Source organism: Sabulicella rubraurantiaca (assembly GCF_017355885.1).
Taxonomy (GTDB): domain Bacteria; phylum Pseudomonadota; class Alphaproteobacteria; order Acetobacterales; family Acetobacteraceae; genus Roseococcus; species Roseococcus rubraurantiacus.
The window spans coordinates 332,550-354,039 of the sequence record NZ_JAFEUU010000005.1 but is presented as its reverse complement, the minus strand read 5'-3'; the positions used below and the strand labels follow the sequence as shown (position 1 = coordinate 354,039).

The 21,490-nt window shown below is 67.5% G+C and carries 21 protein-coding genes; 11 read left to right on the top strand and 10 right to left on the bottom strand.

Annotated features, from left to right (window positions below):
* From JTJ31_RS11905 to JTJ31_RS11895, 3 genes are all read left to right on the top strand, one after another.
* Positions 1-486 (top strand): IS5 family transposase (locus tag JTJ31_RS11905; RefSeq protein WP_207538880.1); only part of this gene is annotated, 486 nt, incomplete at its 5' end.
* 80 nt (positions 487-566) lie between these two features.
* Positions 567-1,580 (top strand): alpha/beta hydrolase fold domain-containing protein, encoded by a 1,014-nt coding sequence (locus JTJ31_RS11900; RefSeq protein ID WP_207538879.1) that lies wholly within the window; start codon positions 567-569, stop codon positions 1,578-1,580.
* Between the two features lie 198 nt (positions 1,581-1,778).
* A complete protein-coding gene (locus tag JTJ31_RS11895; RefSeq protein ID WP_207538878.1) occupies positions 1,779-2,072 on the top strand; it encodes a hypothetical protein in 294 nt (97 codons plus the stop codon).
* A gap of 255 nt (positions 2,073-2,327) precedes the next feature.
* Here the strand turns inward: JTJ31_RS11895 and JTJ31_RS11890 are convergent, their stop codons facing one another.
* Positions 2,328-3,089, bottom strand: a complete 762-nt coding sequence (locus JTJ31_RS11890) for a DUF2182 domain-containing protein (protein ID WP_207538877.1) — start codon at positions 3,087-3,089, stop codon at positions 2,328-2,330.
* 73 nt (positions 3,090-3,162) lie between these two features.
* Positions 3,163-3,795 carry a DUF1326 domain-containing protein gene (locus tag JTJ31_RS11885; RefSeq protein ID WP_207538876.1) on the bottom strand — a complete coding sequence of 211 codons (633 nt, stop codon included), beginning with the start codon at positions 3,793-3,795 and terminating at the stop codon, positions 3,163-3,165.
* 341 nt (positions 3,796-4,136) lie between these two features.
* On the opposite strand from JTJ31_RS11885, the gene JTJ31_RS11880 reads away from it, so the two are divergent.
* Positions 4,137-4,427 carry a DUF4242 domain-containing protein gene (locus tag JTJ31_RS11880; protein WP_207538875.1) on the top strand — a complete coding sequence of 97 codons (291 nt, stop codon included), beginning with the start codon at positions 4,137-4,139 and terminating at the stop codon, positions 4,425-4,427.
* Positions 4,428-4,629: 202 nt separating this feature from the next.
* Positions 4,630-5,268 carry a P1 family peptidase gene (locus tag JTJ31_RS11875; RefSeq protein ID WP_207538874.1) on the top strand — a complete coding sequence of 213 codons (639 nt, stop codon included), beginning with the start codon at positions 4,630-4,632 and terminating at the stop codon, positions 5,266-5,268.
* Positions 5,269-5,417: 149 nt separating this feature from the next.
* On the opposite strand, the gene JTJ31_RS25200 is transcribed toward JTJ31_RS11875, so the two are convergent.
* The gene (locus JTJ31_RS25200) at positions 5,418-6,053 is read right to left on the bottom strand and encodes a transglycosylase SLT domain-containing protein (RefSeq protein WP_207538873.1); all 636 of its coding nucleotides are present in this window, start codon (positions 6,051-6,053) and stop codon (positions 5,418-5,420) included.
* A gap of 642 nt (positions 6,054-6,695) precedes the next feature.
* Entirely contained in the window at positions 6,696-7,439 is a 744-nt protein-coding gene (locus JTJ31_RS11865) for an SH3 domain-containing protein (RefSeq protein WP_207538872.1), read from the bottom strand.
* 431 nt (positions 7,440-7,870) lie between these two features.
* Between JTJ31_RS11865 and JTJ31_RS11860 the strand changes: the two genes are divergently transcribed.
* Positions 7,871-8,125 carry a hypothetical protein gene (locus tag JTJ31_RS11860; protein WP_207538871.1) on the top strand — a complete coding sequence of 85 codons (255 nt, stop codon included), beginning with the start codon at positions 7,871-7,873 and terminating at the stop codon, positions 8,123-8,125.
* A 253-nt stretch (positions 8,126-8,378) separates the two neighbouring features.
* Here JTJ31_RS11860 and JTJ31_RS11855 read toward each other — a convergent pair whose 3' ends face one another.
* Positions 8,379-10,349: a DEAD/DEAH box helicase gene (locus JTJ31_RS11855; RefSeq protein ID WP_207538870.1), complete on the bottom strand. Its 1,971-nt coding sequence runs from the start codon at positions 10,347-10,349 to the stop codon at positions 8,379-8,381.
* 930 nt (positions 10,350-11,279) lie between these two features.
* On the opposite strand from JTJ31_RS11855, the gene JTJ31_RS11850 reads away from it, so the two are divergent.
* Positions 11,280-11,495 carry a hypothetical protein gene (locus JTJ31_RS11850; protein WP_207538869.1) on the top strand — a complete coding sequence of 72 codons (216 nt, stop codon included), beginning with the start codon at positions 11,280-11,282 and terminating at the stop codon, positions 11,493-11,495.
* Position 11,496: 1 nt separating this feature from the next.
* Here the strand turns inward: JTJ31_RS11850 and JTJ31_RS11845 are convergent, their stop codons facing one another.
* The 5 genes from JTJ31_RS11845 to JTJ31_RS11825 form a co-directional block, all read right to left on the bottom strand.
* On the bottom strand, positions 11,497-12,210 hold the full coding sequence (locus JTJ31_RS11845; protein ID WP_408015407.1) for a DUF72 domain-containing protein: 714 nt from the start codon (positions 12,208-12,210) through the stop codon (positions 11,497-11,499).
* A 201-nt stretch (positions 12,211-12,411) separates the two neighbouring features.
* Positions 12,412-13,545, bottom strand: coding sequence for an LCCL domain-containing protein (locus JTJ31_RS11840; RefSeq protein WP_207538867.1), 1,134 nt, complete (start codon positions 13,543-13,545; stop codon positions 12,412-12,414).
* A gap of 236 nt (positions 13,546-13,781) precedes the next feature.
* Entirely contained in the window at positions 13,782-14,747 is a 966-nt protein-coding gene (locus JTJ31_RS11835; protein ID WP_207538866.1) for a Bug family tripartite tricarboxylate transporter substrate binding protein, read from the bottom strand.
* Between the two features lie 141 nt (positions 14,748-14,888).
* Complete coding sequence (locus JTJ31_RS11830; protein WP_207538865.1) at positions 14,889-15,848, bottom strand: hydroxymethylglutaryl-CoA lyase; 960 nt, start codon at positions 15,846-15,848, stop codon at positions 14,889-14,891.
* Positions 15,849-15,880: 32 nt separating this feature from the next.
* A complete protein-coding gene (locus tag JTJ31_RS11825; RefSeq protein ID WP_236020109.1) occupies positions 15,881-17,113 on the bottom strand; it encodes a CaiB/BaiF CoA transferase family protein in 1,233 nt (410 codons plus the stop codon).
* Positions 17,114-17,244: 131 nt separating this feature from the next.
* Between JTJ31_RS11825 and JTJ31_RS11820 the strand changes: the two genes are divergently transcribed.
* From JTJ31_RS11820 to JTJ31_RS11805, 4 genes are all read left to right on the top strand, one after another.
* Positions 17,245-17,916, top strand: a complete 672-nt coding sequence (locus tag JTJ31_RS11820) for a GntR family transcriptional regulator (protein WP_207538864.1) — start codon at positions 17,245-17,247, stop codon at positions 17,914-17,916.
* A 276-nt stretch (positions 17,917-18,192) separates the two neighbouring features.
* Complete coding sequence (locus JTJ31_RS11815; protein ID WP_328805721.1) at positions 18,193-19,089, top strand: DMT family transporter; 897 nt, start codon at positions 18,193-18,195, stop codon at positions 19,087-19,089.
* 107 nt (positions 19,090-19,196) lie between these two features.
* Positions 19,197-20,156: a Bug family tripartite tricarboxylate transporter substrate binding protein gene (locus tag JTJ31_RS11810; protein WP_207538863.1), complete on the top strand. Its 960-nt coding sequence runs from the start codon at positions 19,197-19,199 to the stop codon at positions 20,154-20,156.
* The gene (locus JTJ31_RS11805) at positions 20,153-21,346 is read left to right on the top strand and encodes an aminotransferase class V-fold PLP-dependent enzyme (protein ID WP_207538862.1); all 1,194 of its coding nucleotides are present in this window, start codon (positions 20,153-20,155) and stop codon (positions 21,344-21,346) included. Before JTJ31_RS11810 ends, JTJ31_RS11805 begins: the two co-directional genes overlap by 4 nt.
* Positions 21,347-21,490 lie beyond the last annotated feature (144 nt).

The window sequence follows — 21,490 nt, the reverse complement described above, 5'->3', positions numbered from 1 at the left end:
CCAGACGGCGAAGGCGGCGCAAAAAGGGGCTCTACGCTTGATCCGTCCGGCTATGACGCGGGCAAGAAGGTCGCCGGCCGCAAGCGTCACCTGCTGACCGATACGCTGGGCTTGCTGCTCGGTGTTGTCGTTCACCCAGCCAACGTGCAGGACCGTGATGGTGCCGAGCCACTGCTGCGGCAAGCGCGCAAGCTGTTCCCCTTTGTCGAGCGCATCATCGGCGACGCGGGCTATGGAGGGCCGAAGATGGCTGCTGTCGTTGCCCGTACTGGCGTGTGGAAGATGGAGATCGCCCGCCGATGCGACCGCCACCGCTTCGTGGTGCTGCCGAAGCGCTGGATCGTGGAGCGCAGCATCGGCTGGATCAGCCGCAACCGGCGTCTGGCCCGCGATTTCGAGCGGCACTGCCGCATCGCCGCCGCCTTCGTCCGCATGGCCATGATCCGCATCATGCTTCGGCGGTTAGCCGCAAGGCCCTCAGCGTGAAAACAAACTTCTCGGATGGGCTGTTAGCCTTGCCCCACCGCAGTCACCTCGACCGCGGCGGAGCTGCAGGAAGAACGCGCATGGAGCAGATTCATCCACTGGGCCAGATCGCCGGCGGCGCGAACGGCCGCTACGTGCCCGTGCGTCGGCTCCCCGTCCCGGCCACGGTCAGCGTGCGCATGCAGGCACTCATCGCCCGCCCGCTCGACCCGGCCTTCAACACCGTGCCAAGCTCAACGGAAGCGTGGAAGGCCCGGATCGAAGCAGCGAACCGCAACGTCCTCGCCTCTCTCCCCGCGCTCCGCGAAAGGCTGGGCGTGACCGTGGAGCCCACGGCCCTTGGCGGCGTCAGTGCTTTCCTTGTCACGCCGAAGGCGGTCCAACAGCATCGCAAGGACGTGGTGCTGCTCCACCTGCACGGCGGAGTGCGGGTCTTCAATGGCGGCGAGGCGGGAACGCGCGAGGCCATACTGATGGCCGGCCTAGCCGGCTTCCGCGTCATCTCGGTCGACTACCGCATGCCGCCGGACTTCCCCTTTCCCGCCGCGCCTGACGATGCGCTCGCCGCCTACCGCGCCCTGCTCGAAACGGCGGATGCACGTCGGATCGGCCTGTTCGGCAGCTCGGCGGGAGGCAGCTTGGTATACGTGACTCTCCTGCGCGCGCGTGCGGAGGGTCTGCCGATGCCGGGCGCCATCGCCACCGGCTCGCCCACCGTCGATCTCAGCGGCGCTGGCGACAGCCTCGCCACGCACGCAGGCATCGACAATGTGCTGGGAACTCATGAGGGCTTCGTCGCCGCGACAGTGCAACTCTACGCCGCCGGGCGTGACCCGCGTGATCCGCTCCTGTCGCCGGCCTACGGCGCGGTGGAGGGATTCCCACCAGCGATCCTGACCAGCGGGACACGCGACCTCTACCTGTCCAACACGGTACGGATGCACCGAAGGCTGCGCGATGCAGGGGTCCAGGCCGAGCTGCAGCTTTGGGAGGGCCAGTCACACGTCCAGTACATGGCCGATCCCGAAGCTCCCGAGACGCGAGAGTATCACGACGAAGTGGCACGGTTTCTGGACCACCACCTGACTGTCTAAGGCAGACCCGCCGGGAGAGAGCCGGCCCTTAGGTCACCATGCCGAGCTTCTGGCGCAGGATGCGCTGCACGGCGCTTCCCCACCCACGATAGACGTCGCCAATCGCCACGATACGTCCAATCGTCTCCAGCGATGGAAGGCTTTCGATATCCTGACCTCACCCTGGCAATCGGGGAACAGACGCAAAGGATCATTCCCATGTCCCAGATCATTGCCCCTACGCCCGCAATCGCCATGGACGAGGCACAGCTGGACGCGATCTCCGGCGGCATGAGCTTGTTCGGTGCCATCGGCCTGGGTGTCGGGATCATCGTCGGCGGAGCGGTCACTGCTGTGACGGGCGGTTTGGCAGCGGGGCCCGTGTTGGCCGGCATCATCGCCGAGGTCGGCACTGCAGGCGCCGCGACGGCCGCGAGCGCAGCTGTGGGCGGCGTGCTGGGCGCCACCGCCGGCGGCGTGGTGGGCCAGCGCATCGGCTCCTCCATCGGGTGAGCCCCCTCCCCGCCGTGCATGCCTTCACGACCGGCACTATCTGAAGTCATTCACGGCGAGATCGGCCCCGCCTGTCCGCGCAGGTCCCCCATCTCGCATTCCGGCCAGGAGCGGCACCGGACATGGTCGCCGCTCCTTGCCCCCTAGGACCCTGTGCTTGCCCGACCGTACAGATGTCATATCGATTGTCCTACGCCGCCCCCGCCACGTCGCTGCGGCTTGCCCGGATCGAGAAGTGAGAAGAAGCAAGACCCCTCAAACGAAAGCCGCCACCAACTGCACGGTCCCCCAGGCGACCAGACCAATACCCATGACGCGCCCCACAAGGTGTCCAGCAGCCAAGGTCTTCTCCAGCAGCACGAACAGCGCGAGGACAGCGATCCAAGCGAGGTTCATCACGCCCCCCACGAAAAGCAGCCCCATGATCAGCCAGCAGCATCCAACGCAGTAGGCGCCATGATGCAGTCCCATGCCCCAGGCTCCGGCCATCCCAGTGCGCCAATGGCTTGCGAGGAACTCCAGGGGTGAGCGGCAGTGACGAAGACATGCCTGCTTCAGCGTCGTGAACTGGTAAGCGCCGGCTGCAACGAAGATGACGCTCGCGAGCACCGTGCTACCCGTCGCCATCGCAGGGGAGAGCAGCATGGCACGCTCCAGGCCCCACTGCGTCGCGGTGGCGACAAGGGCAAAGCCAAGCCAAACCACAAGATAGCCCAACGCAAAAACGAAGATCCGCCCTCCCACCGATCCGTCCTCGGGATGCTGGCGGCGCGAGATGGCGCCATAAAGCAGGATCATGGGCGCCGCGCTCGGCAGCATCATTGCGAGCATCATCAACGCCCACATGAGCAGCATCATCGCGGCTTGGCCAACTGACCAAGGAGCCGGCATCGAAGTGGCGCCCGCTATTGGCGCCATCTCCATCGGCATTCCGGCCATGAGGATCAGATAGCCCCAGGCGAGGAGGATGACGGTGGCAAGCGCGGCGGCCGCAATCCCCCTGTCGCGGCGCAGCATCCGGTCCAGCGATCCAGTCCGGCTCACAATCCCGCTCCGGGGCGCACCGCCCTGTGCGTCGGCCACCACGTGCTCAGGCGGCGACGCCTTCGGGAGTTTGCTCGACCCGCGCGAGCGAACTGTGGCCTTCCGCCACGGTGAAGTTGATGGCGCCTGTGCTCTCGATGCGAGCACTGGCGATCTCAGCCTTGATGTGCTCGAACCCCTCCGGCATCACCACCTGGATGCGGTGCGGCGCGCCAGTGACCGGATTGCGGATGGGCTGGGTTTCCGTCTCCAGCACGCCCGGGATCGAAACGCGCGCCGTGCGCCCATCCATGTCGAACGCGACCTCGATGGGCGCGAAGATCGGATCGTGCATCGTCGAGCAGATCAACGTGAAGATGTGGAAGAGCGTCCCTTCGGCCGAGTTCCTTCCAGATATGATCTGGAAGAGCGCGTCTCGCTGCTCAGCTGTGGCGCGCTCGTCGATGATCGCCTGCGCCGCGCCGTTGCCTTCGTGGAGCGGACCTGGGAAATCGACGACAACGAAGAAGCTGATGCCATCAAGGCGAACGTCACCGAAATACCCGTTCTCGATCCGCATGCCCAGCATGCCCTTGCACCAGCCCTGCGTTGGGCGAGCGTTGAAGTCGCAGGGACAGCCGAAGGCGCAGCTGCAATTCTTGATCCAGTCGCCCTGGAGGCGCCAGTTGATGCGCGTCATGGCCATGGACCTCCTTTGCTCGCGCGACGCTTCCGTCGCTGCCAGATGGAGCGGGCGGTCAGACGCCGGGTCGCGCGTGGAGATCACAGGTTCCGGCGCGAGGCCGACCACTGCGCCTGATGCTATGGCGTTCGCATAAGGCCAAGCAATCATTTTTGTGCCGCGGCGCCTGAGGCAGATTGCTGCGCTGCAAGAAAAAATTGGCCGCGGTCAAGAGGCATTGCGTCACAACAAAAGCCTTTGTGTCACGGGAGATGAGGGGAATAGGCTTGTGGGGCGCCGGCCGCGACGCGCGATGGCGGCGCTTGATGTCGTCCCAAGTCGAGAACCGGAGGCGAGCAATGCCAAAGTTCATCATCGAGCGGGAAATGGTTGGTATCGGAGCAGCATCGGATGAGGACATGCGGGGCGCAGCAAAGACCTCGTGCGATGTGCTGCGCGCGCTGGGACCGGAGATCCAATGGATCGAGAGCTACGTGACCGGCGACAAGATCTACTGCGTCTACATGGCCCCGAATGAGGCGATGATCCGCGAACATGCAGAACGCGGTGGCTTTCCTGCAAACCGCATCAGCAAGATTGAGCGGGTGATTGATCCGACGACGGCAGAGAGCGCGACCGAGATGGCGTGACTACCCAAGCGCGGCTGCACGTCGCTGCGACAGGTTCCCCGGACCGCCGCAGGGGTCCGGTAGCTCTCGTCGTCGACCGGTCACGCTGTGCCTTCTGACTTGGCTCTCCGCCGCTGACAGAAGGTGCAACGAAGTGCGCCCCTCCGAAGTGTGAAGGAAGCGGCGGGAGCCTTTGGCTGACTGAACTCACGCGAGTTCAAGCTTGAACATCCACTGCCCCAAGCGGTGCGCCGACTGGCAACGGACTGGCCACTGGCCGCAGACAGCGGATCTGCCCATCATCACGGGCACCGTTGGCGCCGGGACCGGTGCGACCGTGGGCAAACACTTCGGCATCGAGCGCGCCATGAAGGGCGGCATCGGCGCCGCCTCTGCAACGGTAGATGGAATCACGCTCGGCGCCATTGTCCCGGTCGATGCGGTGGGCGATGTGGTGGGTCCGGCCACCGGGCGGGTCATCGCCGGGATGCGCGATCCGGTCGCCAGCAAGCCCCGGAGCGCCACCGCAGCCATGCTGAGCGGCGAGCGCCCACCCTTCATGGCGACCGGGACAGCAACCGCGATCGGCGTGCTTGGCACGGATGCGGTTCTGACTAAGACGCAGTGCCGGCGCCCTGCGGGTGCCAGGCATGATGGGTTGGCGCGAACGATCGATCCAATCCACACGCTCTGGAATGGCGACACGATCTTCGCCTTTGCGATGGGGCGCAGCGGGAAGGCAGGCGACATGATGCTCCTGGGCGCCGTCGCGGCACGTGTCATGTTAGCGACGGTTCTGAACGCAGTGCGCGCGGCAAAGGCAGTGGGACCCATCCCGCTTGGCATCTCAGAAATAGACTGAGGTCCACAGCGGGCGTGACCGGCCTTTGCCCTCAGAGTATCACTGCTGAGGACGCGAGACACAGTACCGAGGATAGCGAGGTGGCCGGCACCGTGCACCATGCGCCTTTAACTCTTCGACGCAGCGCAGACGGCGCAATCGCTTGCGCGCTACACCCGCGTGACCCTCAAGGACGCGAAGACCTGTCGGATATCCTCATAGACACGCGCAACAGACAATGGCTGCCCGGCCCGGACGAAGACATTGATGTTGGTGCGCACCGCATTTCCTGCGACCGCAACACCCGTCACTTCGGGATTCGTCCGGATGGCGGCAAGAAAACGCCGCGCGCCGGTTACGCCCAGCAGGTGCACGAGATACAGGTCAGCCGGCTCGACGGAACGTCCCAACGCCTCCTCCAGGCGCGGGCGCGCGGCTCGAAGCCTTTCCGCCGCCAGCAGAGCCGAGAGGCGTGGGTCCTCCCGGAGCCTGAGGATGTGGCGCAGCGCTCGCGGATCTCGGGCGGTGATGCCTCCTTCCTGATCGGTCTTCAAGGCAGCAGCATGGGCCTGGAGGCCGTGACGCGGGCCGAAGTCACGCACTGCCTCGAGCCAGGTGTCGGTCGTGAACTGCATCAGGCCCGTCGCGGACGAACTGGGATTCCTTGCCCTAGGGTTGAGGTTGCTTTCGCGGTCCGCGATACGCTGGAGGAACGCTGCACTCAGGCCCGTCGCGTCCTGGGCCACGATGAAAGCATGAAGCACGCGGTTGCGCGCGACTTCTGGCGAAGCCGCTCGCGGATTCACGGGCGCCCTTCGGGTCTGCGTCCTGCGCGCCTCGACGCGGGCAGACACGACCGCCCGTCTCTGCCGCACACCGGCCCGGTCTCGCGTCACCGTGCGTTCGCTATGTGCTGCGCCCGAACGAGCCTGCGAGGAAGACGCTGCCTCGGCCTCAGAAACGGCCACGGGCAGCAGAAGAACGGTGGCAGCGACCGTGAGGGACTGAAGCTTCCTGTACAGCCGCGGGACCGCCCGACGCAGCGCAGTCGGAATGGGCGCCGCACTAGCAAAGCGAGAAACGGGCTGAGGCACGCCGGTCTCCTCGAAAGTATGAAGGGCGCTACGCCCGACCAGCGCATAACTCAGGAGATGGCGCTCGGTTATCCGAAAGAACAACAGAGATCATCGCGCAAGAAAGGAAACTTTTCTGTTTGGAGCGATCTCCGCTTCACGCTTTCCGAATTCCGGCGAGAATGCTGAGTTTTCCACAACTCCCGGTAATTCCCCCCACCCGATACCGCTTCTGCTAATCCGGTTTTGGCTTGGGCGCGGTGAGGTGTTGAGGGAAACGCAGGCTGGCTAAGTCAACGTGAAATCTGTGCCATTCCTAGGGAACGCGACACTCCTGGCGAACAGCGCCTTCGAGTTGAAGCGCCAGTGGGCCGGTCAGCGGTCCGTCCGCTCCAGCACGGAGGAATGAATCCAACCCCACGCGGTGCCGTTCTGGCCGACCTGATACCATCCGCCGGGTGCCTCGCCGAAGACCTGCAACGTGCTTGAGCGTGGAACGACTCGCAGGACCTGGCCGCCTTGCGGCGAGGAGCGGAGGTTTGCGCCATTGCGGGCCGACGTCACCACGCTTCGGACGGAAGGTGCAGCCGCAGCCGCTGTTGTGGGCGCGGCTGTGGACGCCGGTGAGGCGGAAGCGGGCGCGTTGCTGGCCGTGGCCGGTGGGGCTTCTGGCACAGCTTGCGTCGGCAGGGGCGGCAGTGGCCGTGCCGCCGTGCGCCCGACGGGCGGACCACCGCCCTCGAAGCAACGATCGACCATCTCCGTGAACACACGGGTCGCCTCGGGTCCGCTAGCCCCCAGCACGAAGCTGGTGACCTGCGGTGCCCCGGCTTCCGCGTTCACGACGGCAACCCACGGCAGCAGTGGCTCGCTTGCACTGCCGGAGACGCGTCCGCAGACGGCGAAGGTGTTCGGGATGGCCTGGGCGAAGGCCTGTACGCCGCGCGATTGCTGCCCGCCCGTTGCGCGCAGTCGTTCCCGCAGGCGGGCTTCCGCGACCTCGTGAGCGGCCTGCAGGCGTGGATCGGTGGCTGCTCCCCTTTCCTGGGGCGGGTCCTCCCGGCACGCCAAAAGCGTCACGGCGGCGAGGGTCAGAACGAGGCCACAGGGCGGGCGCATGTTTGATGAACGCCGTAGCGGCGCCCAAGAATGCACCCATGGGACGGCCGCCTGGGCCGGCTCAGCCCCCAGCCGGGAAACTGCATGGCGCATTGCCCACCACCTAAACATTTCTTCGAATGCAAATGGCTCATCCCCCGTCCGCGACAGGGCCCTCCCGCCGAGCCCCTGCCTGGCAGGAGGATTTCCTGCGCGAGGTATAACCCGACGACAGGCCGGTAGAGGAAAAAAGCCAGACCGCAAATCAGTCGTTGTTTTCTCCCGGAGGCCTCCCTAACCTTCCCTCTATAGCCACCCCGGCTCAGGAATGGAGCGGTCGCAGCGGATCGCATGCTTTTCCTGGCTGTGGCTTGTGCCCACCCCCCCAGGGCAGGAGACAACCAGAAGTGCAGAAGACCTCGACCAGGGTCCGTTCCTTGCACGAGACCCCGATGGGACGAACGCCAGAACTGCGACGCGTTGCCCGGACGCGCATGATCTGCGGCGGCAGGATGGTCGCCGAGGAACGCAGTCAAGCTTGCGTCGTCCTGGACCTCTCCGCGACGGGCGCCCGCATCCACCTCCTCCACCCGGAAGCGGCACCGTCGACGGCCGTGCTCCATCTGCCCGGCGGAGTGGTGCGCAAGGCAGCCCGACGCTGGCAGCGCGACGACATCGCAGGCTACGAATTCTGCGAACCGGCCTAGACGCCGCGTAATCCACGCGGCGTCGCGCAACGCACCCTTGCCGCTGCAAGCTGATCCGCTTCGGCTCACAGGTGCTCATGGCTTGCAGTATGGACCCGGCCCGCGGTTTCGGCCGTCGTAGGTGACAGGCCGCCCCTGGCTTGTGTCAGCCTATCGCGCGGCAGGCCAATGGATTGCGCGAGCCGTCGAGGATAACGCGCAGCCCGTCGGAAGCAGCCGAGGGCTCACCAAGCGCCTCGATATGCGGCCCAGCCTATCCCCGCCGTCGCGCCCTGGTGTCGGGCTTCCCCGCAGGCGGCCGCCAGAACTCGGCTTGGGCCTTGCTTGCATCCAGCGCCCCCTGCCCCTCTGAAGCCAGGCGCCGCCGCTCGGCCTCGTTCACGCGCCGCGCCCGGTGCGCGTAACGGGGGTCACCTTCCACCAGGTGCAAATGGTCGGCGAGGCGATTGCGCTCCAGCCAGCCCAGGGTGGCCTCCAGCTCGGCCAGGGTCATCAGCCCCCTGCCCCTGCCCATCACCCGCTTCAGGACAGCGTTGTAGCGGTGATAAGTGCCGTCGCCGCGCGGGGCCCGCAGTGCGGCTTCGTCCTCCACGGCCTGGGCCGCCACCATCTCGCCGACCTGATGCCGCAGCCGTCGCTCCAGGCTGGATGGGGTCGTGCCCATCGCCTCGGACTCAAGGGAGCCCAGAAGCGGTGCAGGGGTGGTGGCGTGCTGGGTCCTGCTGGGGTGAAAGCTGGGCCCCGCCGCCAGCTTCTCCCATCGCAGACCGGTGGCGTTGGAGGAGAGCGGCACGATGCCGTGGCGCCCTTCCTCCTCCAGCTCCTGCCGCAGCCAATCCGGGAGGCGCTGGCCCCTGCCCTCGTCGGGCCGCCGCGCCACCGTGCCCTGTTCAGTCTCGATGCGCCGACGGAAGGCACGAAACAGCAGGTCGTCGGGATGGAAGACCAACGCCCGCTGTTCCTCCATCGGTCCGGCATGGGGGTCGATCCGCGTGGCGCGGGCGATCATCTGCTCCAGCCAGGGGCGCGAGCGGATATGGGTCAGCGCCGCCACCACCGAGACAGACGGAGCATCCAGCCCCTCATAGGCCATCGCCACGGTCACGAGGCAGGCGGGCTCGGGCAGGAGGCGAAAGCTGGCCAGCGTCTCCTGCGCATCCCGCTCGTCCGAGGTGGCAAGTCGCGCATCCACGAGACGCCGCGCCACGGGCAGCCGCCCCCGAATGTGATCGAGATAGCGCCGCGCCTGCGCTTGATCGGGCGCAACCACGAGGAGCTTGCCCAACCCCTTCCCGCCATCCCTGGCCGTGAGGCCGAGCCGCCGCCGACGTTCCGCCCGCAGCATGCGCGTCTCATCGAAGGCGCGATCCAGCAGTTGCAGCGCGAACTCGGTCCGCAAAGCCGTAAACAAGGCAGGGCGCGTCGTCTCGAAGTCGGCATCGAGGCTGTGCGGGCCCACCGCCGGCCCGTCCGGCTCCATCCAAGAGGCCTCCCCCTGCACGGCACCGAAGGTGACCGGCAGGACGGCCTTCTCCCGCAGGGCCTCGGCGCGGGAATAGCCGACGACGGCCCAGCCCGAGGCGCGAAGATCTACCTCGCGCGTCCGGTCCGAAGCGCCCTTGCCGTAAGGGAGCCACAGGATGGGTCGCCCATCCGCGCGCATCAGCGTCCCCGAGAGCAGCAGGCGGACCCGCGCCAGCTCCAGCAGCGGCAGCAGGGCGCGCGACCAGGACGCCTCGCGCTCCAAGGCCCAGGCCCCCTCCCCCACCTCTCCCGAGGGCTCGGCATCGCTGAGCGCCGGCAGGTGATGGATCTCGTCCACCACCAGCAGATAGCGGTGGGCGGCGAGCTCGCGCATGTGCAGCTCAGGCGCGGCGGCGATTGCTTGGTAGGTGGTCACATAGCCCGCGAGGCCCCGGCACGGGTCGGGCGCGTTCTCGGCCGCGCGAACGGAAAGGCCGTGTCCCAGCTCGCTGCGCCAGCCGCCATCCGCGAAGGCTTCCTCGGCCTGCAGACGCAGGCTGTCCCTCGGCACGACCCAGCACACCCGGTCCACGATCCCGGCCCGGACCAACTCGCTCGCCGCCAGGACAGGCAGAAGGCTCTTGCCTCCGCCCGGCGTCACCGCGGCGAGGATGTCCCGCAGCCCCGCAGCCTCGCCCGACGCGATCGCCCGCACGACCCCGAGGATGCGGCGCTGGTGCGTGCGGAGGGATCGGGCCATCGCATGAGTCTAAACACCTGGAATCACGATGTGAATCGACCCATTCTGGGAAGGAGACACGGCGTCCGAACGTCTGGGGCGCCATCATGGCTCGGGGCAACGCCCCCGATTTCGGATTTGTTCATCCACCGAGGCTTTCAAGCGTTAGATACCATGCGCTTGGCACTCGGAGCGCCGGGCGCCCCACTCGTGCAGCAGAGGCATCCCATGGCGAAGACCCCACGTGATGAGGACAAGCCGAAGAAGGCCGGCAGCGCAGCGACCCGGCCGCGTCGAGCGGCAGCCTCGACGGCGAGGAAGCCGGCGCGCGCAGGAACATCAAGCGCCCGAAGCGAGACAAAAGTGACATCCAGGCGGAGCACCCAGGCGGCTGCCGGAAAGCGCACCACCGCCTCAGCCGGCGCGGCAGGGCGGACGGGCCAGAAATCCACCAGCAAGACAGCCTCCGCAACCAAGGCGACAGGCGCCGGCAAGACCCGCAGCGCACCGGCAAAGAGCAGGACGGGTGAAGCTGCCACCAGCCGGCGAGCGACCGCCAAGCCTGCAACGCCCAAGGCGCGCGCAGCCGCGGCGCCGGCACGACGCGCTACCCCGAAGGCCGCAACGACGAGCCGTGCCAAGCCGGACACGTCTCGACCCAGCCGTGTAGCCGCGCCCAAGGCCCAGACGGGGGCCACCTCAACGCGAGGCGGAACCTCCACAACGGCGACCAAGGCAGGGACCGGAGCATCGAGGCGCGGCAGCGCTCAATCCGCTCGCACCACCACTGGCAGCAGTGCCAAGGCCAAGGCATCCAGTACCGGAGCCAGGACCAGAAAGTCACCGGCAGCCACGCCCGCACGCATGAAGCCGGTCAGGTCCCCCAAGAGCCGTGCGCGTCGACCGAACCCGACAGAGGCACAGCCAGCGCCCATGGAGGCCGCGCCGAGCGTGACCCCGATGGCCGAAACCGCCTCGGCCGTGGTGGCTTTCGTGACCGCCCCCGTCGTGGCGGCCGTCGAGGTCACGGCAGAGGCCGCGTCCATCATGGCTGAGAACGTCGCCTCCGCCATGGACCGCGGCGCGGGCCTGCTGGGGATCGGCACGTCACCGGAGCGGGAGGCAGCTCCCGCCGACAAGGAGGAGGACACGAAGGAATCCGGCTGAATTACACACGGTCCAGCAGCTCCAGCGCGTTCGCGGTGGCCTCGCCGAGCGCCGTGTTGTCGAAGATGCACCAGCAGGTCCGGCCAGCATCCTGCTCTCCGCGGATGCGCAGGGTGACTTCGTCGAGCGCGGCGACTGAATAGCGGGAGCGATAGATCTCGGGCGATCCATGCAAGCGCCGATAGGTGAGGCTGCGCCATCCGCCGGGCTCGGCCGCCTCCGGAACCACCGCAGGATCGGCGGCGACGCGCGCGATCCGAAGATCCTGGAGCCTCGCCTCCACGGCGTCTGTGAACCAGCTTGGGTGGCGCGGTTCGCAGGCCACATCGCCCGCGAACCGAGCCCGAAGATCCGAAAGGAATCGCACCGCCACTGCCTCGTCGTACCGGAGCGAGGGTGGCAGCTGAAGCAGCAGCGGCCCAAGTCGGTCGCCAAGTGCCTGTACCTCGCCAAGAAAGCGCACGAGTGGCTCTTCCGCGCCGATCAGCCGATGCTCATGCGTGATCGTCCTTGGGATCTTGGCCGAGAAGCGGAACCCCGGCGCGACGCTCACCGCCCAGCGCTCATAGGTGGCGACGCGATGGGGGCGGTAGAAGGACGTGTTGATCTCGACGGCCGAAAACCGGGCTGCATAGCGCTCCAGATGCGTGCCGGCAGCGGGGAATGCGGGCGCGTGCTGCTTTGGAATACTCCAGCCAGCCGTCCCGAGCGCCAAGCTGTGGCGTGTCATCCTGCCGTGGACAGCATCTGTCCTTCCCACCTGAAATTGTCCCGGAACGATCCGCCCCAATCCCGTCAGCGGATGAGAGAAGGGTGGCTCGGCCGTTTGTTCGCATCGATGGTGGCACAGAATCCGAACCACCATGCCGCGTCCTGGACTGGGATCACCTCCGCGATATCCGTCCCACCTCACCTATCATTTCGGACCTGCAGGGCCACCTGGGCGCGCTGGACCCGCTGGCGGGAACTTCGCCTTGCCGGGCGATCGGGGCGGTGCAGGCGCAGGCGCGGCGGCCATCTCGGGAGGGCGAGTGACCCTTTCCTCGAAGCGGAAGCTGCCGTTCCACTCTCCGTAGTTGCTCGTCGCGACCCCATTGCGCGTGGAGCCCGCGTAAGTGGTCCTTCCGGCTTCACGCAAGACGGTCACACGGCCGCCGCTGACCGGAACGGCGCCAGCATGCAGAGCGGCGCGGCAGAGAGCCGAGTCATCCGTGTAGACATCCGTGCCCCACACCGTGCTGGTCCGCGCGATCGCGTCAGCAGAGCAGAGACACTCGAGGCGCGCCGGTGCGGAACTGCCAAGATCGCGCCAACGCTCCGGGCAAGCTTGCAACGTGGCAGCAGGAGGAATGGCTGCTGCCGGCGGTGGGCTGACCGCCGCTGCCGGTGCCGGAGCAGGTGCAGGCGCCCTGGCCGCTCCACCTGGGCTCGCGACATTTGCCCGGGCGATGTCCTGCCCAAGGTCTTCCGCGGCTTCGCGCACCATGGTCTCAACTTCGGCGCTCGCCTCGTTGAACGGTTTCCGTGTCGCGCCGCTGTGCATCCAGAGCAGCATGAAGCCCTGCGTCACCTGCACTCCGGTGGCGCTCAATCTTGCTCCCGCGGAAGGGGCCAGAAGCAGCAGCTGGAAGGAGACGTAGCAGGTGTCCTCGGAGCGAAGCACGCTCGCCGTCGCGATGAGCTCCGGCATGGCCACCCACTCCGCCTCGGGGAAGTTGGGGGGCGGCACCGCGCCGAGAAGCCGAACGCCCGTGTCCCTGAAGCCAGTGCCCACCGCAGCCTGGAGATTGGACGTATTGAGGCCACAGGTCTGGGCAGCGTCTTCGGGCAGACTGAGGAAGTCGACCGAAAGGCGGATCGAGTTCATTCGTGCGTAGAGCGGGTTCGCCCGCGGGGCTTCAGCCGAGGGCGCCTGGACGGGCGCCGTGCCAGGAGACGGCTGGGCCTGGACAGCCAAAGGCACGCCGATGAGCACGGCCGCCACCACACAGGCATGGACGAAGCTGCGACCATAAGGCCGCCGAACCACGTTTGTCCTGACTTGGTTCATGGTTTCTGCTCGCGGGCTGTTTCCTTCCGGAAACGGTTCCATCGCGCCAGACGGCCGTCAACTGATTTGTCCAGAGCTGGAGGAGGCTGTGAAACAGCCATGGACGAGCCGACGATTCATGTAGGTATAGGCGTCTTGGCGCGGGCGGTCCTGCGCCGCCCGCCCCGTCATGGCGCGGAGCGCTACTTCGCTGGGACGCGAGGCCTCCGCTGAAATAAGCTCCGTCGTCTGTCCACTCAGTCCACCGACAGACCCTGCGCCCGCACGAGGTTCGTCCAGCCGGTAATCTCGCGGTCGATGCGCCTCGCAAGCGTCTCCGGATCCTCGTAACGCGCGAAGGCGCCGGCCTGCAGCGCGCGCTGCCTCACCGTCTCCAGCTGCAGGATCTCCTGGCACTCCCGCGTCAACCGATCCACGACAGGCGCCGGCGTGCCCGCCGTGGTCATCACGGAGAACCAGGCCTCCGCCGAGAAGTCCTGCAGCCCCGCCTCCGCCACCGTCGGCACCTCCGGCATGGCTGGATGGCGCTCGCTGGAGGCCATGGCCAGCGCCTTCAGCCGGCCATCGCGCACCGAGGCCAGCGCGGGCGGAGGCGTCGTCATGTAGAACTGGATGCGGCCGGCCAGCACGTCGTTCATCGTCTCGCCCGTGCCGCGATACGGGACGTGGACCATGTCGATCCCCGTGCGGTTCTTCAGCAGCTCCGTGCCGAGATGCTGCATCGAGCCATTTCCCGAACTTGCGTAGTTCAGCCGGCCCGGGCGCTGCTTCGCGTATTCGATGAACTCGGCCAACGTGTTCGCGGGGATGGAGGGATGTATCATCATCACCTGCGGCGCCTCGATCAGCAGCGCGATGGGAGCGAGGTCCTTGCGCGCATCATAGCCGAGATTGGTCTCAAGCGCGGGACGACCGGTCAGGTTGGCGCAATAGGCCAGGAGCAGCGTGTGCCCGTCGGGACGTGCGCGCACGACCGGCATGACCGCGATGGTGCCGTTGCCGCCGGCCCTGTTCTCGATGACGACAGGAACCCCAAGCCTCTCGGAGAGTGGCGGGCCGATCAAGCGCGCCGTGTAGTCGGTGGTGCCGCCGGGAGGACCGCTGACGATCATCTGGATGGGTCGCGCGGGGAAGCCCTGCGCTCGCGCGACGAGGGGAGCCGCCAGCATTCCGGCCAGAAGAGGACGACGGTTGATGGACATGTTCAGCTTCCTTCCCTTGAAGATGAGCGGGGCTTGCCGGTCGCCAAACCGCGCATCCCTCTTGGTCTATCCAGTCAGCCGTCAAAGGCGTGGACGGCTGACGTGTCTTTCGGACCCCAGGGCTGGGGGTCCCGATCCTGCTCAGGCCGCCCGCTTACGAAAGGATCCGAGGCTGCCCGCATGGATCAGCTCGCTCGGCAGCACGTGCCCCACGATCTCCTCCGCCATGCGTCCGACCTCAATCAGCCTGTCGAGATCCACACCCGTCTCGATGCCCATCTCCTGGCAGAGCATCACCAGTTCTTCCGTGCAGACGTTTCCTGCCGCACCCTTCTGCCCCGCGAAGGGACATCCGCCGAGCCCGCCCACCGTGCTGTCGAACTGCGCCACGCCCATCTTCAGCCCAGCATGTGCGTTGGCGATGGCAAGCCCGCGCGTATCATGCAGGTGCAGGCCGATCGTCTGATCCGGCCAGCGGCTGCGCACCTCGCCCACCACGCGCTCGACCCGTGGCGGCGCGCCCCAACCCATCGTATCCGCCAGCGAGATGTGCTTGATCGTGGCGCCGCACTCCTTCGCGATGGTGAACCCATCCTCCAGGGTCGAGATCACTTGCGCAGGCGTGATGTCTCCCTGGTAGTTGCAGCCAAACGCCGCCATCACGCCGATGCGCTCGACCGGCACGTCGTGGGAGAGATGCAGAGCTGTCTGCTTGCGCATCGCCTCCAGATTCTCGGCGTGGCTGCGGTTGAGGTTCTTGCGCGTAAAGGCTTCGGAGGCCGTGAGCGAGATGCTCCCGGTGATGTGCAGCCTGTCTCGGAAGGCGAGCGCACGCTCGAGCCCCTGTGCATTGAACCAGAGCGCCGTGTAGCGGACATCCGGGCGTGCCTTGAAGCCGGAAACGACGTCGGCCGCATCGGCCCAGCCCGGCACCACCCGCGGATTGACGAAGGAACAGACCTGGATGTGGTGCAGCCCTGTCTCGGCGAGGGCTTCGATGAGGCGGATCTTGTCCGCCGTCGGGATCGGGCCGGGCTCGATCTGGAAACCCTCGCGCGGGCCTTCCTCGTGGATGTTGATGGATCGCGGCATGTCGGTCATGGACGTTTCCCTGTGCTCAATTCCGGTACGTGTCAGCCGGCGCCTACCACGCCGCGCGCGACCATTGCCTGGCTGTCCTCTTCAGGGATGCCAAGCTCGGCCAGGATGGCCAAAGTGTGCTCACCGATCCGGCCAGGCTGCGATCGCAGGCCGGTGTCGTGGTCGCCCATCTCGATCGGCAGGCGCGGCAGCTTGGCCATGCGCCCATCCCCCATCTCCACCTCCAGCATGCGGCCATGGGCGTTGAGCTGGGGGTCGTCCGGCAGGTCGCCAGGGCGTGCGACGGGGGCAAAGGGGATAGAGTTCCGCTCGCAGATCTCCATCATCTCGTCATGCGTGCGCTGCAGGATCAGGTCGGCGATGATCGCCTTGATGCGGGGCCGCGCGACAACACGAAGCTCATTGGTCTTCAGCAGCGGATCGGCCAGAAGATCCGTGAGGCCGAAACTTTCGCAGAAGCGGCGCCAGTGCTGGTCGCTGGTGATGCCGAGGAAGAATTGCCGGTCGTCGGAGGTGGCAAAGGTCTCGTAGATGGCCCAGGCGCCGTGGCGATCGGGCATGGGCGGCATGGGCCGGCCCGTCGCCACCTCGCCGGCCATGTGCGATGCCATGAGGAATCCCGCGCTTTCGAAGAGCGCCGACTTCACCAGCTGTCCCTTGCCGGTGCGGCCGCGCTCCTGCAGCGCGGCAAGGATGCCGACGACGCCCAGCACGCCGCCAAGAATGTCGCAGACCGAGGCCCCCGCGCGCAGTGGCCGGCCAGGGGGGCCGGTCATGTAGGCGAGGCCCGACATGAACTGCACCACTTCGTCCAGGGCGGGACGATGCTCGTAGGGGCCACTCAGGAAGCCCTTCAGGGCACCGTAGATCAGGCGGGGATGCTTGGCCGCGAGTTGCTCATACCCCAGTCCGAGACGCTCCATCGTACCGGGAGCGAAGTTCTCGATGAGGATGTCGGTGTTCTCGAGCAGGCGCTCGATAACCGCACGCCCCTCAGGCGCCTTCAGGTCGATGGCGAGGCAGCGCTTATTGCGATTGAAGGTCGCAAAGAAACCTGCCGCGAAGCCCGAGAGGCGGCGCGTGCGGTCGCCCTCCACGGGCTCGATCTTGATGACCTCCGCGCCGAGGTCGGCCAGCACGAGGCCGCAGGACGGGCCCATGATGACGTGGCAGAATTCCAGCACCCGAATACCGGCGAGGGGCAGCGGCTTTCCGGAAACCTCGTCCTGGGGGGCATGGCCCCTCTTCGGCGCCGCATCGTCCAAGATTCTGTCCCTCCGTCGGCACCGGGAACACGGAGCGCCCGGCCAGCTGCGGCGCCAAAGAAATTGGCGCCAATCTTGGAGCAAGTTATAAGGCACCGGGAATCCGCCGCAAGCCCCTCCTCAGGACCCTCATGCCCGCCCGACGTCCTCCGAAGCGCCAACTCGGCCTGGAACTCGCCATCCTTCTGCGAACCGGCGACTTTCGCGCTGGCGAGTGGCTGCGGCAGATCGATTTGGAGCACCGGCTGAACGCGAACCGCTTCGAAGTGCGCACGGCGCTGTCCGAGCTGGCGCTGCGCGGCATTGTCGAGCACGTGCCCTTCCGCGGCTTCCGGGTCGCGGTCACCGACATGAAGCGGCTGAAGGACCTGCTTTCCATCCGGGCGCTGCTGGAGGTGGACGCCGCCCTGGCCGCGATGCCGCATCTCGACGAAGCCGCCTTGGCGAAGCTCGAAGCGCTTGCGGCGGCATTCGAGCACGCGACTGTGCACGGCTCCTACGCAGATTGGAGCCAGACCAACCTCGACTTCCACGACACGCTCTACAGCTGGACGCCAAACCGCATCCAGGCAGAGATGATCATAGAGGCTCGCGACCGGGCGCGACTCTGGCCGAAGGGGCTGTGGCCCTCCTTCGCAGCGCTGCAGCAAAGTGCTGCCGGCCATCGACGGATCCTGGCGGCTTTGACGCGGCGGGACCCGACAGTGCTGGCGGCCGAGATCCGCTCCCACATCATGGAATCTGCCGTGAACCTGCCGAGCGAGGAGGCGCCGGATGGACGCGCCAACGGGACGAAGAACTGAGGACCAGCCTGATCCTCACAACCCTCAGCCCCCGTACCTCATCGAAGCCATCGTGTCGGAACTCGACGGTCTGGGCCTTCCTCCGATGCGCAACCATGCGTTATGAGGCAGCACCGCAAATGCTGATGCGAGACGCTCAGGTGCCAGCCATCTTCAGCTCCTCTCCGCCAACTCGGCCGGCATAGCGGAAGGATACAAGGTCCACTCTCGGGAGCTGCGCAGCAGCGCCGGCGCCTAACCTTCGACAAGAGGGGCCCATAAGGAGGCGGTATCGCCGTGCTCGCATTCCTGCGCCGGGGCGTCATTCCCACGGGCGCCACTGGCGGCATCGCGATGATGCTGCTCGGCGTACTGCTCTTCGCCGTGAACGACACGCTCGGCAAATGGCTTGTGGGCGCCTATACCGTCGGGCAGCTGATGCTGGTGCGGAGCATATCCGGGCTCTGCGCCATGGCGCCCTTCATCTACAAGGCCGGCCCCTACGCCTTCCTGCAGGCGCCACGCCCGGGATTGCAGGTGCTGCGCGTGGTCTTCTCCACGCTCGAGGCATCGCTCTTCTTCTGGGCCCTCACCGCGCTGCCGCTGGCGGAGGTCATGACCTACTACATGGCCGGTCCGATCTACGTGACCGCCCTCTCTCCCTTCCTGCTGCGCGAGCGGGTCGGCTGGCGCCGCTGGACAGCCGTGGCGGTGGGCTTCGGGGGCGTGGTGCTGGCGCTGCATCCCTCGCCCGAAACTCTCTCCTTCGGCGCCGTCTGCGCCCTGATGGGCAGCTTCACCTATGCGCTTTTCATGATCGCCACCCGCAAGCTGGCAGGCACGTCGGGCACGGTGCTGATGACGGCACAGCTCGTGGCGGCCCTCTGCTTCGGCGGCGCGCTGGTGCTGGCCCAGGGATGGACGCCTCCCGGGGCCCTGGATCTCGTGCTGATGCTCTTCCTCGGCATCGGCTCGCTCTGCGGCAATCTCTGCGTGAACCAGTCGTTGCGGTTGGCGCCGGCCTCCGTGGTCGTGCCCTATCAGTACACGCTCATCCTCTGGGGGATGCTCTTCGGCTACATCTTCTTCGACGAGGTGATCGGGCCACTGACCATGGCCGGGGCCGCCGTGATCATCGGCGCCGGACTCTTCATCTTCCTGCGCGAGCAGCACCTGCGCAGGCAGGCGCGCTGATGCGTGGTGCTTCCCCGCGCACCGCATATCGGTCCTCGCCGGCGTGAGGGTCCTTGCCGGCCCGTCCTGCCTGCGTTGAACTGTCCGGATCTGAGGAGTCTCCCGCAATGCACCGCCGTACCCTTCTCGCACTCGGCGCCGCGCTCCCTGCCGCCGCCCAGGCGCAGGCCGCCTTCCCGGCGCGACCGGTGCGGATGATCGTGCCCTACGCGCCAGGCGGAGGCTCGGACGTGGTCGGCCGTTCCGTCGCGGAGGCGATGGCGCCGGCGCTGGGCGGGACCGTGGTCGTCGAGAACCGTGCCGGGGCGGGCGGCACCATCGGCGCCGACCTCGTCGCGAAGTCGCCGCCCGACGGGCACACCATCCTGCTGGTGGACTGGCCGCACGCCATCAGCGCCACCGCCTTCCCTAGCCTTCCCTATCGCGCGCTCGAGGATTTCGATGCCGTCGCGCTCCTGGGCCGCGCGCCGGTCATGCTGTTCGTGCGCGGCGACGGGCCACACCGCGACATGGCCGGTCTGCTCGCGGCGGCGCGGTCCCGGCCCGGAGGGGTGGTCTTCGCCACCGCGGGCAACGGCACCGGCACCCATCTCGCGGCGGAGCTGCTGCAGATCGCAGGGCGGGTGCAGCTCAACATCGTCCCCTATCGCGGCACCGGGCCAGCGGTAACCGACCTCATCGCCGGCCATGCCGACGCGCTCTTCACCAACACGGCCGGCACGGCGGCGCATCTGCGCACCGGCGCACTGCGCGCCCTTTGCGTGCTGTCGGAGCAGCGAGTGGCCGAGTTTCCGGATGTCCCCACCACGGCCGAGCTTGGCCTGCCCGATCTGCGCGGTGCGCACTGGTTCGGCCTGCTCGCTCCGGCGCGCACGCCCGCCCCGGCCGTGGCGGCGCTGCACCGGGCGGCGGTCGCCGCGCTTGGCTCCGCTCCCGTCGCGACGCGGCTGCAAGCAGCGGGCGTCTCCCCCTCCCCGCTGGACCCCGCCGCATTCCGCGCCATGTTGGCCGAGGAAATCCAGCGCTGGGGCGAAGTGGTGCGCGCCGCCGGGGTGCGCGTGTCGTGAGCGGCGCCGTCCCCCTCCCCGCCTTCCGCGCCGCCTTTCCTGGCCTTTCTGAGGGTCGCGGCGCCTATCTCGACACGGCCCATAAGGGCCTTCTTCCGGGGGCTGCGCACGCCGCCCTGCTCTCCCACCTGGAGGAGACGGTCCGCGGCGTCGCGGAGAAATCCCACCTGATCGAGATCGCGGAGGAAACCCGCGACCTCTTCGCCCGCCTCGTCGGCGTGGAGGCGGATGAGATCGCCATCACCAAGAACGTCTCGGAAGGCGTGAATACCTTCGCCAATGCGGTGGATTGGCGCCCGGGCGACGAGGTGGTTCTGTGCCCGGGCTTCGAGCACCCGAACAACCTGCTTCCCTGGTTGAACCTCCGCCGTCGCGGCGTCTCGGTTGTGGAGGTCCCGATTCGGGCCGACCACGCCCTGCCGGTGGAGGGCATCGCCGCCGCGATACGCCCCGCGCGGACGCGGGTCGTGACGGTCTCGGCGGCTTCCTTCACGCCGGGCTGCCGCGCCGATCTGCGCGCCGTGTCCGAGGCGTGCCGGCCCGCCGGCGCGCTGCTGCACGTGGACGGCGCGCAATCGGTCGGCGTGCTGCGGCACGACCTTCGGGTGGAAGGGGTCGATGCGCTCTCCGTCGGCGGCCAGAAGGCGCTGTGCGGCCTGTTCGGCTTCGGCTTCCTATATGTTCGCCGTGCGGTAGCGGAGGCGCTCGATCCACCCTTCCTCGCGCGCTTCGGCGTTCGGCAGGAAGGCGGGCACGAGGATTTCTCGCCCGGCGTCGAGGAGCGGCCCGCCGCAGGGGCGCGGCGCTTTGACGTGGGATATCCCGGCTTCACGGGCGGCGTCGCCATGCGCGAGTGCCTGCGCCTCCTCCTCGCCACGGGCCCGGAGGCGATCGAGGCCCGGGCGCTGTTTCTCTCGGCACAACTCGCCGACGCGCTGGACGCGGCGGGGCTGCGCGTCATCCGCGTCCCCGATCACCTTCGCACGCATATCGTGGCGGCTGATGTGCCGGGCGGCGGCGCAGCAGCGCTGCATGCCCACCTCGCCGCGCAGGGCGTGCGCTGCTCGTATCGCAAGGGCGGGCTGCGCCTCTCCGTCCATGCCTATACTGATGAGGCGGAGATCGCCCGCGCCGCCGAGGCCTGTGCCGCCTGGATCCGGCAGGAGGGTGTCGCGTCGGCAGCGGAGTAGAGCCCTCTTCGCTGCGACGCGGCAGGGCTGGCATCTTTTTTGTGTGGCGGAGAAGCTCAGGGCACCCAGGCAAGCCTTCGCCTCGCCGCCGCATTCGGCACAAGCCTCGTCAGGGCGAAGCTGGATGTGCTGCACTGTCGCGGG

Excerpts from the sequence above, each read along its gene's own strand:
- JTJ31_RS11900 (WP_207538879.1), top strand. The coding sequence starts at position 567 with ATGGAGCAGATTCATCCACTGGGCCAGATCGCCGGCGGCGCGAACGGC.
- JTJ31_RS11895 (WP_207538878.1), top strand. The coding sequence starts at position 1,779 with ATGTCCCAGATCATTGCCCCTACGCCCGCAATCGCCATGGACGAGGCA.
- JTJ31_RS11890 (WP_207538877.1), bottom strand. The coding sequence starts at position 3,089 with ATGCTGCGCCGCGACAGGGGGATTGCGGCCGCCGCGCTTGCCACCGTC.
- JTJ31_RS11885 (WP_207538876.1), bottom strand. The coding sequence starts at position 3,795 with ATGACGCGCATCAACTGGCGCCTCCAGGGCGACTGGATCAAGAATTGC.
- JTJ31_RS11880 (WP_207538875.1), top strand. The coding sequence starts at position 4,137 with ATGCCAAAGTTCATCATCGAGCGGGAAATGGTTGGTATCGGAGCAGCA.
- JTJ31_RS11865 (WP_207538872.1), bottom strand. The coding sequence starts at position 7,439 with ATGCGCCCGCCCTGTGGCCTCGTTCTGACCCTCGCCGCCGTGACGCTT.
- JTJ31_RS11860 (WP_207538871.1), top strand. The coding sequence starts at position 7,871 with ATGGGACGAACGCCAGAACTGCGACGCGTTGCCCGGACGCGCATGATC.
- JTJ31_RS11855 (WP_207538870.1), bottom strand. The coding sequence starts at position 10,349 with ATGGCCCGATCCCTCCGCACGCACCAGCGCCGCATCCTCGGGGTCGTG.
- JTJ31_RS11840 (WP_207538867.1), bottom strand. The coding sequence starts at position 13,545 with ATGAACCAAGTCAGGACAAACGTGGTTCGGCGGCCTTATGGTCGCAGC.
- JTJ31_RS11835 (WP_207538866.1), bottom strand. The coding sequence starts at position 14,747 with ATGTCCATCAACCGTCGTCCTCTTCTGGCCGGAATGCTGGCGGCTCCC.
- JTJ31_RS11830 (WP_207538865.1), bottom strand. The coding sequence starts at position 15,848 with ATGACCGACATGCCGCGATCCATCAACATCCACGAGGAAGGCCCGCGC.
- JTJ31_RS11820 (WP_207538864.1), top strand. The coding sequence starts at position 17,245 with ATGCCCGCCCGACGTCCTCCGAAGCGCCAACTCGGCCTGGAACTCGCC.
- JTJ31_RS11810 (WP_207538863.1), top strand. The coding sequence starts at position 19,197 with ATGCACCGCCGTACCCTTCTCGCACTCGGCGCCGCGCTCCCTGCCGCC.